Here is a 13903-nt window from a genome sequence, read left to right on the forward strand (position 1 = left end):
CCGCTTTTGAACAATGTTATTCTTTATCAACCAAATGTTCAAGCCAGTTCGCCAGATGTCAAGGGCTTTGTGGCCGCACTCGGCAGCGTACGCTAGAACATGCGTATTGACCATAGAACACATGTTCATTAAACTGAGATTGCATGTGATTTGAAGGAGAACCGCCCTTGCCCACCAATGTCGCTTTGACCGGCCTGGCCAAGGACTTGGCAGCGCGCGCCGACGCGGGTCGGCCCGTGCGTATCGGGCTTGTCGGCTCGGGAGAGATGGGCACCGACATCGTGACCCGGGTCGCCCACATGCCGGGCATCCGCATCGGTGCCATCGCCGAGCTGGACGTGCCCGCGGCGCTGAAGGCGGTCGCCATCGCTTCCAGTGGCGCGTCCAACAGCGCCTTCGACGGCGACGGTCGGGCCAAAGAGGTCTCTTCCCAGGACGATCTCAACGCCACCATGGAAGACGGCGCCATTGCCGTGACGGACGACGCCGACAAGCTTCTCGAAAGCGGGCTGATCGACGTGGTCATCGACGCGACGGGCGTGCCGGCCGTGGGTGCCGAGATCGGACTGGCGGCGATGGAGCGCGGCAAGCATCTGGTGATGATGAACGTCGAGGCCGACGTCACCATCGGCGCCTACCTGAAGGCGCAGGCCGACCGGCTGGGCGTGGTCTACACCCTGGGGGCCGGCGACGAGCCCTCGTCCTGCATGGAACTGATCGAGTTCGTGGCGGCCATGGGCCACCCCATCGTCTGCGCCGGCAAGGGCAAGAACAATCCGCTGAACATCGATGCGACGCCGGACGAGTACGTCGAAGAGGCCGAGCGCCGCAACATGAGCCCGCGGATGCTGGTCGAGTTCATCGACGGCTCGAAGACCATGGTCGAGATGGCGGCCATCGCCAATGCTACCGGCCTGGTTCCCGACAAGCCCGGACTGCACGGGCCGCGGGCGACCAAAGAGGACCTCTCCAAGGTCCTGGTGCCGCAGAAGGACGGCGGGGTTCTTTCGGACGTCGGCCGGGTCGACTATTCCGTCGGCGCCGGCGTCGCCCCCGGCGTCTTTGTGGTCGCCGAGATGTCCCACCCGCGGGTGTCGGAGCGCATGACCGACCTGAAGCTGGGGGACGGCCCCTACTTCACCTTCATCCGTCCCTATCACCTGACGTCGCTGGAAGTTCCGCTGACCTGCGCGCGCGCCGTGCTCTACGGCAAGGCGGACATGGTCCCGCTGGACCGGCCGGTGGCGGAGGTCTGCGCGGTCGCCAAACGGGATCTGGCACCGGGCGAGACCCTGGATGCCATCGGCGAGTATTGCTACCGCGCCTGGATCATGCGGGCCGACGAAGCCCGCGCCGAGCGGGCCATTCCCTGCGGCCTGCTGACCGACAGCAGGGTCACGCAACCCATCCCCAAGGGCACGCTCATCACCTATGACAACGCCGCCACGCCCGAGGGCTCCAAAATCGCCGCACTGAGGGCCAAACAGGATGAGCATCTCTTCGGAAACTGAACGCTGCGGGGCGCAGGCGCCGGCCCCAGGGCGAAAGGGCAGCGGCGGCAGCGCCCGCCCGGCAAGCCGGCGCGCCGGAAAGACGTCCGCCGGAAACGAACCCTTTGCGGTCCGCCACTATAGTCCGGAGGTGCTGCGCGAGGCCCTGCGCAAGATGCTGCTCATCCGCCGCTTCGAGGAAGGCGCCGAAGACAGCTACATGCGCGGTCTGATCCACGGCACGATGCATCTTTCCATCGGCCAGGAGGCGAGCGCCGTCGGTGCCTGCCTGGAGCTGACCGATCAGGACAAGATCACCTCGACCCACCGCGGCCACGGGCACTGCATCGCCAAAGGAGCAGACGTCGGGCGCATGTTCGCCGAGTTCTTCGGCAAGGAAAGCGGCTATTGCCGCGGGCGCGGCGGCTCCATGCACATCGCCGATGTCGACAAGGGCAACCTCGGCGCCAACGGCATCGTCGGCGGCGGTATTCCCATCGCCGTCGGCGCCGCCCTCTCGGCCAAGCGGCTGAAGACGGGAACGGTGGTGACCAGCTTCTTCGGCGACGGCGCGGTGAACGAAGGCTCCTTTCACGAGTCCCTCAACATGGCGGCGATCTGGAAGCTGCCGGTGATCTTCATTTGCGAGAACAATCACTACGGCATGTCCACCTCGGTCGAGCGCTCGACCGCGGTGCGCCAGGTTTCCGACCGCGCCGCTGCCTATTCCATGCCGGGCGTGACCGTGGACGGCAACGATCTCTCCGCCGTTGCCGAAGCCTGCCATGGCGCCATCGAACGGGCGCGCGCCGGCGAAGGACCCAGTCTGATCGAATCGGTGACCTACCGCTGGCGCGGGCACTCCAAGTCCGACCGCAACCGCTACCGCAGCAAGGACGAGATCGACGCCTGGATCGCCCGCGACCCGATCCGCCGCTTCGCCGGCCTGCTGAGCGAGCACGGCATCCTCAGCGAAGAAGGTTTCGCCCGGATGGAGACCGAGGTCGCCGAGCAGATCGCCGCCGCCATCGCCTTCGCCAAGGAAAGCCCCGATCCGGACACGGCCGCCCTCACCCGCGACGTCTATACGACCCAAACAGAGAGCGTTGGATGACAGCCCCGGCCGCCGTGCTGGACAGCCCGCTGCGCGAGCTGAGCTACGCAGAGGCAATCCGCGATGCCCTGGCCATCGCTCTGGCCGAGGACGAGCGCGTCGTGCTGATGGGCGAGGACATCGGCGTCTATGGCGGGGCCTTTCAGGTTTCCGGCGATCTGGTGCATCGCTTCGGCGAGGAACGGGTCATCGACACCCCGATCTCGGAACTGGGCGGCGCCGGCATGGCGGTGGGGGCCGCCCTCACCGGCCTGCGGCCGATCTACGAATTCCAGTTCTCCGACTTCGCCACCCTGGCGATGGAACAGATCGTCAATCAGGCGGCCAAGTTGCGCTTCATGCTCGGCGGCGCCGTTTCCGTGCCCCTGGTGATGCGCTTCCCGGCCGGCTCTGGCACCGGCGCAGCAGCACAGCACAGCCAGAGCCTGGAAGCCTGGTTCGGCCACGTGCCGGGGCTGAAGGTGGTGCAGGCCGCCACCCCCTATGACGCCAAGGGCCTGCTGCTGGCGGCCCTCGACGACCCCGACCCGGTGATGCTCTTCGAGCACAAGCTGCTCTACAAGACGAAGGGGCCGGTGCCGGAGGGCCGCTACACCGTGCCCATCGGCAAGGCCGAGGTCTGCCGGACCGGCAGCAACGTCACCATCGTCGCCACCGCGATCATGGTGCACCGCGCTCTCGAAGCCGCCGAAGTTCTGGCGCAGGAAGGGATCGACGCGGAGGTGATCGACCTGCGAACCGTCCGCCCCATGGACCGTGAGACGGTCGTCGCCAGCGTCGCCAAGACGTCGCGGCTGGTTGTGGCCTACGAAGGGGTGCGCACCCTGGGCATCGGGGCGGAGGTAAGCGCCAGCATCGTCGAGAGCGAGGCCTTCGACTACCTGGACGCCCCCATCGTCCGCCTGGGCGGCGCCGAGGCGCCGATCCCCTACAACCCCGAACTGGAAAAAGCGGCGGTGCCGCAGGTGGCCGACATCCTCTCCGCGGTTCGTGGCGTGGTGCGCGGGACCCGCTGACATGCCCGTCGAGGTCATCATGCCCAAGGTGGACATGGACATGACCAGCGGGACGATCGCCGTCTGGCATGTCGCGGAGGGCGCCGAGGTGCAGAGCGGCGAGCCGCTGTTCGACATCGAGACCGACAAGGCGGCCATGGAGGTCGAAAGCCCCGCCAGCGGGCGCCTCCATCACGTTCTGGCCGAGGCCGGCAGCGAGGTCGCCATCGGCAAGGCCATCGCCTGGATCTACGCGCCGGGCGAGGAGGTCGGAGCGCCGCCGGAAGGCAGCGCTCAAGGCCCGGCGCCGGAAACACCTGGCAAAGCGGCGGCCGGAGAGACGACAGCACCACGGCCCATCACGCCTGCGCCGCCCGCCGTTCCGGATCATCCCGCGAAGCCGCGGGCCACCCCGGCAGCGCGGCACTTGGCGCGGGAGAACGCTCTGGACCTTGCGGCGATCGCCGGGTCCGGCCCTGCGGGGCGGATCGCGCGCGGCGACGTGGAACGGGCTCTGCGGGAGTCGGGAGAACAGCTGCCCTCCGCGGCGTCCGGCTGGCAGCCGGAGGGCGGCCCGCTCGTGGTCCACCGCGCAGGCGGCAGCACCGGGGCCCCGCTGGTCATGATCCATGGCTTCGCCGCCGACTCCGCCGGCTGGCAGAAGCTGGAAGCCTGCCTGCCAACAGAGCGGCCTGTGGTGAAGATCGATCTGCCGGGCCACGGCCGATCGCCGCGCCGTCCGGTCGACTCCTTCCGCAGCCTCGCCCGCATGGTGGTGGAGGCCTTCGACGCCGAAGGCCTCGACGGTGCGCACCTGGTCGGCCACTCCCTGGGCGCCGCGCTGGCGCTGGCGCTGGCGGACGTCCGCCCGCGGCGGGTCGCCTCCCTCACCATGCTCGCCCCGGCCGGGCTGGGCCCGGAGATGAACGGTGCGCTTCTGTCCGGCCTCGCCCGCGCCGGCCGCAAGGAAAGCCTCGCCCCCTGGCTGAAGCAGCTGACCGCCGAGCCGCAGATCGTCACCGAGAGCTTCGTCATGGCCGCCATGCAGGCCCGCAAGGATCCCGCCCTGCGCGCCTACCAGCAGGACCTGGCCGAGACTCTCTTCCCCGACTCCGTCCAGAGCTTCGACCTCACGCCCGCGCTTGACCGCCTTGCGATTCCGGCGCAGGTCGTCTGGGGCCGCAAGGACCGGGTATTCCCCTGGAAGCAGGCCCTGCAGGCGCCCGGCCGGGTGGCGCTCCACCTGCTCCACGACACCGGCCACATGCCGCACCTGGAAGCGCCGGAAGAGGTGGCGGCGGTGATCGCAAGCCGGCTGCAGGCGGCAGCCGGTCAGCCTGTTGTCACGCCAGCCGGATGACATGGCGTGGCGGCCCGCGGCTTGAAGCGCTCGCAGACGAAAGGTAGAACTCCGGTCATCGACTTTCAGGAGGGTGCCACTTGGCCCGCCAGGAAAAGCCCCAGGGACGCAAACGCTCCGCCGCCCAGCAGCTGAATCTGCCGGACGCCAGCCACCGCATGCGGGTGCGGGCCACCTGGATGTACTTCATCGAAGGCCGCACCCAAAGCGAGATTGCCGAGATCCTGGGCGTCGGCCGGGTCACCATCGTGCGCCTGCTGGCCGATGCGCGCCGCCGGCGGGAGGTGCAGATCACCATCAAGGCCCCGCTGGTCGAGGTCACCGAGATCGAGCGCGAGCTCGAAACCCGCTTCGGCATCGAGCAGGCCATCGTCGCCCCGCTGTCGGATGCCGAGAGCGATCCCGGCCAGGTGATCGCCGCTGCCGCCGGCAGTTTTATCTCCCAGGCCATGCGCTCCGGCATGACCGTGGGCGTCGGCTGGGGGCGGACGCTCTATTCGGCGCTGCCCTTCATCACCGGCCGCACGCTGGAGAATTTCCGCGTCGTCTCGTTGCTCGGCGGCATTTCCCAGGCCCGCCGCTTCAACCCGGCGGAGTTCGCCTGGCAGTTCAACGAGCTGTTCCAGGGCGAGGGCTATCTGGTTCCGGCCCCGGCGCTGGTCGACAGCCCGGAGACCAAGTACGCCCTGCTGGAGCGCTGCGGCATCGCCCAGGTCTTTGAGATGGCCGACAGCCTGGACATCGCCTTGCTGAGCGTCGGCGGCATCTCGACCCTGACCACCTCCTACCGGGTCGGCCACCTCTCGGAGGCGGAGCGCCGCTCGCTGATCGAGGCCGGGGCCGTGGGCGACATCCTCTACAACTTCATCGACGAGACCGGGGCACTGGTCGACCATCCGGTAAACGAACGGGCCATCGCCGTTGGGATCGACCGACTGAGGCGGACACCGCAACGCGTCCTGATCTCCGGCGGGCCAGAGAAGATCCCCGTCCTGCAAGGAGCCATCCGCCTGCTGGAGCCGACGGTCTTCATCACCGACGAAGTCACGGCCGGCAGCCTGCTCGCCTGAACCGGCGGCCCCGCGACAGGGGCGAGCGCCGGGGAGTTTCCAAGACCCGGAACATGCTCTAGGCTTGAGGCGCTGGCCGCGCGCTGGCCCACTCCTCGCCGATCAACGCCCGGCGTCCGCGTCTCAGGCGCTCGTGATCACGCGGCACGCAGACTGCCTAATTTCTGGTCTGCTGCCCCGGCGCGGAAAGCCGGCGCGGGATGAGAACAGGCGGAGAACCGCCGACCGGGGGCTGGCATGGGAATTGCTGCTTTTGGCGATTGTGGGTTCGCCCAAGAAGAACAGGGAGATTAAAAGGCATGTTCAAATCCAAGGCTCTACACCCCGCGGTGCTGGCCGGCGCCTGTGCGCTGACGCTCACCCTGGCCGCCGCCCCGGCCCAGGCCGAGGTGGATATCAAGTTTACCCTCGACTGGAAGTTCCAGGGCCCCACGGCCGCCTTCCTGGTGGCCAACGACAAGGGCTACTACGCCGAAGAGGGCCTGGACGTCTCCATCGACAGCGGCAACGGCTCGGCGGGAGCTGTCACCCGCGTTGCGGGCGGCGCCTACCAGATGGGCTTTGCTGACATCAACGCGCTGGTGGACTTCAACGTCCAGAACCCCGGCCAGTCGGTAAAGGCCGTGATGATGGCCTACGACGCACCGCCCTTCTCGCTCTTCACCTTGAAGAAGAACAACATCGAAAAGGCCGAGGACCTGGTGGGCCGCAAGCTGGGGGCGCCGGTTTTCGATGCTTCCTACAAGCTCTTCCCCGCCTTCGCCCATGAGACCGGCATCGACGAGGCCGCGGTCGAACGGGTGAACATGGACCCGGCGCTGCGCGAGACCATGCTGGTCCAGGGCCAGGTGGACTTCATCTCCGGCCACTACTTCTCGTCCATGCTGGACCTGAAGTCCAAGGGCGTCGCGGAAGAGGAGATCACGTACTTCCTCTATGCGGACTTCGGTATGGATTTCTACGGCAACGCGGTGATCGCCTCGGGCGACTTCATCGAGAACAACCCCGAAGCCGTGGCCGGCTTCATCCGCGCCACCATCCGCGGCTGGAAGGACATCATCGCCGACCCCGAAGGCGCCATCGAGGTCGTCGCCAAGAGCGACCCGCTGATCGACAAGGGGCTTGAGCTGGAGCGCCTGCAGTTGGCCCTCGACGTCAACGTGCTGACCGACCACGTGAAGGCCAACGGCATCGGCGACGTCGACGAGGCACGGCTGCGCAATTCCATCGCCCAGCTTGCCATCGCCTACGACCTGTCCTCGACGCCGGAGCCGGCCGCCGTCTGGACCTCCGAGTTCCTGCCGCCGGCCGGGGAGCGGATGCTGGCCCCCTGACCGCAATCCTGTTTCGGTACTAAAGGATTGCGTTTGCAGTCGTGACAGCCTTCGTTGAGCTCGATCAAGTGACCATGACCTACGGCGGCGCCGGCAACGGGCCGCCGGCGGTCGCGGATGCCTCGCTGGAAATCCGCCGCGGCGAGTTCGTCGCCATGGTGGGGCCGTCCGGCTGCGGCAAATCCTCGATCCTGAAGATCGTCTCCGGCCTCATGCCGGTCGATTCGGGGATTGCCCGGGTCGCCGGGGAGACCGTCTCGGGCCCGCTCACCATGGTCGGCATGGCCTTTCAGAACGCCACGCTCCTACCGTGGCGCACCACGCTGGAAAACGTCCTGCTGCCGCTGGAGGTGAGCCGCAGTCACCGCGGCAGCTTCCGGCGCAAGAAGGCCGAGCACATTGAGACGGCTCACGAACTGCTGCGGATCGTCGGCCTGGAGGGCTACGAAAACCATGCCCCGCACGAGCTGTCGGGCGGCATGCAGCAGCGCGCCTCGCTCTGCCGGGCGCTGATTCACGCGCCCGACCTGCTGCTGCTGGACGAGCCCTTCGCGGCCCTGGACGCCTTTACCCGCGAGGAACTCTGGGGCGTGCTGCAGGATCTTTGGATGCAACGCAAGTTCACCGTAATTCTGGTTACCCACGACCTCCGCGAGTCCGTCTATCTCGCGGACCGCGTCTACGTGGTCAGCAAGCGCCCGGGGCGCATCGTCTACGAACGCCCCATAACCCTGCCGCGGCCACGCACCCTGGAGTCCACCTTCGACCAGGATTTCGTCGACCTCGTGCATGGCCTGCGCGACCACATCGGCGAGGTGCGGGCGGCATGATCTCCCCCACCAAGCTCGCCCCCTGGCTCGCCACAATCGGCCTCTTCGTCGTCTGGGAGGGCGCGGTCCACCTCTTCGCGATTCCCGAGTTCGTGCTGCCAGCGCCCAGCAAGGCGATGGCGGCCCTGATCCAGTACTGGCCGGCGATCTGGCAGAACGCCTTCTACACTTTCTGGGTGACGCTTGTGGGTTTCGGCATGGCGGTGGTCTTCGGCCTGGCGCTGGGGCTCGTCACCGGTGCCTCGGCCCTGACCTATGCGGCGCTCTATCCCATGCTGGTGGGCTTCAACAGTATTCCCAAGGTGGCCATCGTGCCGGTTCTCGTGGTGTGGTTCGGCATCGGCACGATTCCGGCCATTCTCACCGCCTTCACCATCTCTTTCTTTCCCATCGTGGTGAATGTCGCCACCGGCTTGGCGACCCTGGAGCCGGAACTGCGCGACGTGCTGCGCTCCCTCGGCGCGCGCAAGATCGACATCCTGCTGAAGGTGGGGGTCCCTCGCTCGATGCCCTACTTCTTCGCCTCGCTGAAGGTGGCCGTCACCCTGGCCTTCGTCGGCACGGTGATTTCGGAGACCGTGGCCGGCAACGCTGGGATGGGTCACCTGATGCTGACCGCCTCTTCCAGCTTCCGCGTGCCCCTGGTCTTTGCCGGGCTGCTGGTGATCGCAGTCATGGGCGTGGGCATGTACGCGATCTTCGCCCTGGTCGAGCGCCGCTTCGTCGGCTGGGCCTTCCGCGGCGCGGAAACGGCCTGAGGCTTTACGCCGTCAGGCGCGGCCCACCGCCAGGCCCTCGCCGTCGAAGAAATGGACGCGCTGCTCGTCGAAGCGCAGGCCCACCTGCTCACCGGGCTTCACGGCGGTATCGCCGACATGGCGCACGGTCATGACCCCCAGGGGATCGCAGTCGACGAACAGCATCACGTCGGCGCCGAGATACTCGGCGACCTCCACCTTGCCGTTACAGTGCCCCTCGCCGGGATTGGTCAGCGCGATATGCTCCGGGCGGATGCCGACCCGGTTGGCGCCGCCCGCGGAGGCGGGGGCCGGACCGCTGCCCTGCCCCTGCAGGGCGAAGCGGCTGTCGGTCACGCCGCCGGGTACCACGTTCATCTTCGGACTGCCGATGAACTGGGCGACGAAGAGGTTGTCCGGCCGTTCGTAGAGCGTCCGCGGGCTGCCCACCTGTTCGATCCGCCCGGCCTGCAAGACCACGATCTTGTCGGCCAGGGTCATGGCCTCCACCTGGTCATGGGTCACGTAGATCATGGTGGCGCCCAGCGACTGGTGCAGCTTGGCGATCTCGAAGCGCATCTCCACGCGCAGCGCCGCATCGAGGTTTGAGAGCGGCTCGTCGAACAGAAACGCCGTGGGCTCGCGCACGATCGAGCGCCCGATGGCGACGCGCTGGCGCTGACCGCCGGAAAGGTCCTTGGGCCGCCGGTCCAGCAGCGCATCCAGCTTCAAAACCCGCGAGGCCTCGGCCACCTTGCTCTCGATTTCCGTCTTCGGCGCTCCGGCGGTCTTGAGACCGAAACCCATGTTCTCGCCCACCGTCATGTGGGGATAGAGCGCGTAGGACTGGAACACCATGGCAAGGCCGCGGCCCGACGGCGGCTCTGCGGTCACATCGCGGTCGTCAATGTAGAGGCTGCCGCGGCTGATTTCTTCCAGGCCGGAAACCAGCCTCAACAGGGTCGACTTGCCGCAGCCCGAAGGGCCGACGAAGATGACGAACTCGCCGTCGGCGATGTCGAGGTCCACCCCCTTGATCACCTGGGCATCGCCGAACCACTTCTCGACGGCCTGCAGTCTGATAGCGCCCATCAGTTCCATCCCTCTTTTTTCGTTGGGCTCGCCCAGGCGAGCCAGATCGCGGCGGTCCAGGTGAAGTCCGGCCCGCCGGCACCGGAGCCGTCGCAGGGGTCGAAGTACTCGTAGAAGCCGGCCCCTTCGATCAGGCGGCGGGTATCGCGGCGCAGCCGCTCCGCCTCCGACAGATGGCCTGCCTCGTGGAGGCCGCGCGCCACCATCCAGTTCACCACCGCCCAGACCGGACCGCGCCAGTAGCGCCGCGCATCGAACTTCGGGTGACGGGGGTCGAAACTGGGCACGGAGAGCGGCGCGGCATCGAGAAGATCGTGCAGAGTGGCGAGCAGGCGTTGCTCATGGGCCCGATCGCGCAGGCCCGCGTACCAGGCCAGCAGGGCGGCCGAGGAGACACCGTCGGCAAAGATGCCGCTGCGCTCGTCACGGGCGGCATAGGCGCCCAGATCCTCGGACCACAGCGCCTTTGCAGCGTCCGCGCCCGCCTCACAGTCGGCGCCCAGACGGGCCGCGGCTTCGATCTCCCCGAGACCCTCGGCCAGGACGCGGAGATCGCGGTCCGCGCGCAGCAGGATGAAGGTCATGGTCGGATCGGCGACTGCGAAGGGTCCCTCCGCGGCGATGCGGTGGGTGTCCCAGCCCGCTTCGCGGCCCCAGGCAACCAGCGAGAGATAACGGTCGTAGTCGTCCTTGGTGGGCCGCATGGAGGGGTCGACATGGCCGGTGTCGCGGCGCTGGAAGGAGCCGAGGTCCCGGATGGGAACCCGGGCCATGGCGCCGTCCCAGTCCGGCGAGTTGTCGCGCCCGGATTCCCAGGGATGGGTGACCAGGATGGCGCCGCCGCTGCCCCGGCGGTCGCGGTGGAACCAATCGCGCCAGGCCAGCAGCTTGGGAAAGAGCGCGCGCAGACGCGCCCGCCCCGCCGCCGGATCGCGCTCGTAGAGGATGCGCGCCACCGTGGCCGCTACCGGCGGCTGAGATACCCCGGAAGAGGCGATCGGGGCGCCGACGCTCGTGCCGGCCCCCCAGACCGACGGCCCGGGGAAGTAATCCGGATCGTCGGCACGGAACAGGATGTGCGGCCACATGCCGTTCGGCCAGGCGCCCTCGGCAAGGGTCTCAAGCTCACGCCAGGCGCGGTCGATGTCGAACTCGGCGAAGCCCAGGGCAGCAAAGGCGGAATCCCAGTTCCACTGATAGGGATAGAGCCCTGCGGTGGGAACGGTATAGCCCCCGCGGTCGTTGGCCCGCAGCACCGCCTCGGCCGCCTTGTCGAGGTCGCTCATCGCACTCAGCCCTTCACAGCACCGGCGGAGAGGCCCTGAACCATGAAGCGTTCGAGCCAGAGGAAGATCGCCATGATCGGCACGGTGGCAATGACGGCACCGCCCATCATCAGCTCGCGCGGCAGCTCCGAGGAGTTCAGCGAGGCGACACCGCGCGGCAGGGTGAAGATGGCCGGGTCGTCCAGGAACATGAAGGCGAAGAGGAACTCGTTCCAGGCGATCATGAAGACGTAGAGTCCCACGGAGGCCAGGGCCGGCAGACTGAGCGGCAGGGTGATCTTGATGATCACGCCGATGCGGGTGAGACCGTCCATCAGACCGGCCTCCTCCATTTCCGCCGGCAGGCCGCGGAAGTAGCCCTGCAGCATGTAGAGCGCGACGGGGATCGTGGTGGCCGGATAGACGATCAGCAGGCCGAGGATCGTGTTACGCAATTCCAGCTGACTGAAGACGGCGTAGAGCGGCAGCACCAGAACGATGGCCGGCACCATGTAGATCAGCAGGATCGAGCGGGCGAAGGCATCGCGGCCGCGAAAGCGCAGGCGCGCGACGGCATAGGCCCCCGGCACCGCGATCAGCAGGGTCACCAGCACGGTGCAGACCGAGACAAAGGCCGAGTTGAGGATGTAGGTGCCGAAATTGAACCTGGTGAAAAGTTCGATGTAGCTGGCGAAGAGATTCGCCTTGCCCAGGTCAATGGAGAAGTCGAGCGGATTGGCCAGAAGCTCCGCCTGGCTCTTGAAGCTCGTCATCACCATCACATAGAAGGGCAGCACCACGAAGACAGTGAAGAAGATGTAGCCCTGGCCTTTGAGCACGCGGATCACCAGCTTCTCAAAATCGTAGCGCCGCACCGTTCCGGCCGGTGCGTCGCCGACACAGAGCCAGATCGACTGCACGGTGACGCCGACAAAGACAGCAAGGCCGATGAGCTGCCAGATGCTGCCCTCGCTAAGCGGGAGACCGAAGACCTGGCCGAGGGAGAAAATCACCAGAACCAGAAACATGATCGAAGCGGCGTAGCTGCGCGTGCGGTTGCTGCGCCTTTCGACCGGCGTAAAGGTTATGAAGAGGGCCGCGGCCAAGCCGGCCAGGGCTGCCGCACCGACCGGCGGGCGCGCCGGCAAGCCGGTCACCAGAGCCAGGGTCACGCCCACGACGATCATGAAGACAAGGCCGAAGGAAAGGCCGGCGAGCGCCGCGACCGCAAGGCCCGAACGCAGGCCGTATCCGCCGGTCTGGGTCAGCGCAGCCATCTCAATCCTCCTTCGGCGAGAAGCGGAAGAACACCAGGGCGAAGGCCAGCAGCACGAAGAACACCACCACGGCGACCGCCGCACCGGCGCCGATGTTCGAAAGCGCAATCGCCTGCTCGTAGACATTGACCGTCAGAGTGCGCGTGCCCGCCGCGCCGCCGGTCAGAAGGAAGATGTCGTCGAACTTGTTGAAGGTCCAGATAAAGCGCAGCAGGAAGAGGATTGCCAGGATCGTCGCGAGCTGCGGCAGCGACAGATGCCAGAACTGCTGGAAAGGCGTTGCGCCGTCGATCTCCGCCGCTTCGTACATGTCGGTGTTGATCGACTGCATGCGTGCCAGGATGAAGAGGAAGGAAAGCGGGAAGTAGCGCCAGGCCTCGAAAATGATGACCGTCGTCAGGGCCAGCGGGAATTCGACAGTCAGGCCGAAGAGGCTGATCTCGCCCGCAGCGCGCTGACCCAGGAAATTGATCGGTCCTTCCGTCGCGCCGATCTGCATGAGGATGGCGTTGAGCGCCCCCGAATTCGGGTCCAGCAGCGTCACCCAGGTGTAGGCAACAGCGATGACGGGCGCGACATAGGGAAAAAGAAAGAGGCCGCGCAGGAAAGCCCGTCCGCGGAAGGCCTGATCCAGCAGCAGGGCGGCGAAGAGTCCGAGGATCAGGGCGCCGCCGGTGCCGAAGACGGTGTAGAGGATCGACGTCCAGAGAACGTCCCAGAACTCGGTGGCATTGAAGACCTTGCGGAAGTTCTCCCCCGTGAAAGAAAGGCTGGTCAGCGCGTTCTCGCCTCTGCCTTGGGCAACGGCCGCCGTGCCCTCGAGCAGGGCCTCAACATTGGAGATGTCCGTCAGAGCCGTCGCCTCGAAGCGCAGCCGCTCCCGGCCGCGCGGGTCGAGATTGCCGAAGGTGCAGGTGAGGTTGCGGCCGGAGAGGACGCAACGCTCGTCGTCGACGGCGAGATCGACGCCTTCGGGCAGGGTGTCGGTGAAGGCGGCCCCGCGTACGGGAAGGTTGGGCGAGGAATTGCGCAGTGTGTAGGTGACGCGGAAGGTCTCGCCCGCCGCGACGGCTTCGCCGCTTACCCTTTCGTTGATGGTGGCCTCGGGCGCGCGCAGATCGGCCAGTTGGATCGGCTTGGCGGAAATCCAGAAGTTGGCGACAAGGGGGAGCGCGACAATCAGGGCGACGATCAGAAAGGTCGGCGCCAGCATCGTCCAGGCCAGCCGCGCCTCGCGCTTCTGCAGGGGGCCGACACCCTGCGGCGGGGCGACCGCTTCCGCTTCGCGGCGTGCGACGCCGCTTTGCGCCACCTCTGTCATGTCACCGTCCTCCCCCAA

At 67.2% G+C, this 13903-nt stretch carries 12 protein-coding genes; 8 read left to right on the top strand and 4 right to left on the bottom strand.

Annotated features, from left to right (window positions below):
• Positions 1 to 167 precede the first annotated feature (167 nt).
• The 8 genes from Q0982_RS08680 to Q0982_RS08715 all read left to right on the top strand — a co-directional run bounded on the left by Q0982_RS08680 (position 168) and on the right by Q0982_RS08715 (position 8951).
• Positions 168 to 1511 carry an NAD(P)H-dependent oxidoreductase gene (locus tag Q0982_RS08680; RefSeq protein ID WP_299394248.1) on the top strand — a complete coding sequence of 448 codons (1344 nt, stop codon included), beginning with the start codon at positions 168 to 170 and terminating at the stop codon, positions 1509 to 1511.
• Positions 1489 to 2604, top strand: a complete 1116-nt coding sequence (locus Q0982_RS08685) for a thiamine pyrophosphate-dependent dehydrogenase E1 component subunit alpha (RefSeq protein ID WP_299394250.1) — start codon at positions 1489 to 1491, stop codon at positions 2602 to 2604. The genes Q0982_RS08680 and Q0982_RS08685 overlap by 23 nt, the downstream gene beginning before the upstream one ends.
• Positions 2601 to 3620: an alpha-ketoacid dehydrogenase subunit beta gene (locus Q0982_RS08690; protein WP_322096980.1), complete on the top strand. Its 1020-nt coding sequence runs from the start codon at positions 2601 to 2603 to the stop codon at positions 3618 to 3620. The genes Q0982_RS08685 and Q0982_RS08690 overlap by 4 nt, the downstream gene beginning before the upstream one ends.
• 1 nt (position 3621) lies before the next feature.
• Entirely contained in the window at positions 3622 to 4959 is a 1338-nt protein-coding gene (locus Q0982_RS08695) for an acetoin dehydrogenase dihydrolipoyllysine-residue acetyltransferase subunit (protein WP_299394251.1), read from the top strand.
• 80 nt (positions 4960 to 5039) lie between these two features.
• Positions 5040 to 6029 (top strand): sugar-binding transcriptional regulator, encoded by a 990-nt coding sequence (locus Q0982_RS08700; protein ID WP_322096981.1) that lies wholly within the window; start codon positions 5040 to 5042, stop codon positions 6027 to 6029.
• Positions 6030 to 6328: 299 nt separating this feature from the next.
• Positions 6329 to 7363, top strand: a complete 1035-nt coding sequence (locus Q0982_RS08705; RefSeq protein ID WP_299394254.1) for an ABC transporter substrate-binding protein — start codon at positions 6329 to 6331, stop codon at positions 7361 to 7363.
• A 41-nt stretch (positions 7364 to 7404) separates the two neighbouring features.
• Positions 7405 to 8193, top strand: a complete 789-nt coding sequence (locus Q0982_RS08710; protein ID WP_299394255.1) for an ABC transporter ATP-binding protein — start codon at positions 7405 to 7407, stop codon at positions 8191 to 8193.
• Positions 8190 to 8951, top strand: a complete 762-nt coding sequence (locus tag Q0982_RS08715) for an ABC transporter permease (RefSeq protein ID WP_299394258.1) — start codon at positions 8190 to 8192, stop codon at positions 8949 to 8951. The genes Q0982_RS08710 and Q0982_RS08715 overlap by 4 nt, the downstream gene beginning before the upstream one ends.
• Before the next feature lie 12 nt (positions 8952 to 8963).
• On the opposite strand, the gene Q0982_RS08720 is transcribed toward Q0982_RS08715, so the two are convergent.
• The 4 genes from Q0982_RS08720 to Q0982_RS08735 are packed head-to-tail and all read right to left on the bottom strand — an operon-like array spanning position 8964 to position 13885.
• Complete coding sequence (locus Q0982_RS08720; RefSeq protein ID WP_299394259.1) at positions 8964 to 10022, bottom strand: ABC transporter ATP-binding protein; 1059 nt, start codon at positions 10020 to 10022, stop codon at positions 8964 to 8966.
• Positions 10022 to 11308 (bottom strand): hypothetical protein, encoded by a 1287-nt coding sequence (locus Q0982_RS08725; RefSeq protein WP_299394262.1) that lies wholly within the window; start codon positions 11306 to 11308, stop codon positions 10022 to 10024. The genes Q0982_RS08720 and Q0982_RS08725 overlap by 1 nt, the downstream gene beginning before the upstream one ends.
• A 5-nt stretch (positions 11309 to 11313) precedes the next feature.
• Positions 11314 to 12564 carry a carbohydrate ABC transporter permease gene (locus tag Q0982_RS08730; RefSeq protein ID WP_299394264.1) on the bottom strand — a complete coding sequence of 417 codons (1251 nt, stop codon included), beginning with the start codon at positions 12562 to 12564 and terminating at the stop codon, positions 11314 to 11316.
• A gap of 1 nt (position 12565) precedes the next feature.
• On the bottom strand, positions 12566 to 13885 hold the full coding sequence (locus Q0982_RS08735) for a carbohydrate ABC transporter permease (RefSeq protein ID WP_299394266.1): 1320 nt from the start codon (positions 13883 to 13885) through the stop codon (positions 12566 to 12568).
• Between the last annotated feature and the right edge of the window lie 18 nt (positions 13886 to 13903).

It is taken from the genome of Pelagibius sp., assembly GCF_028281305.1.
Lineage (GTDB): Bacteria > Pseudomonadota > Alphaproteobacteria > Kiloniellales > Kiloniellaceae > Pelagibius.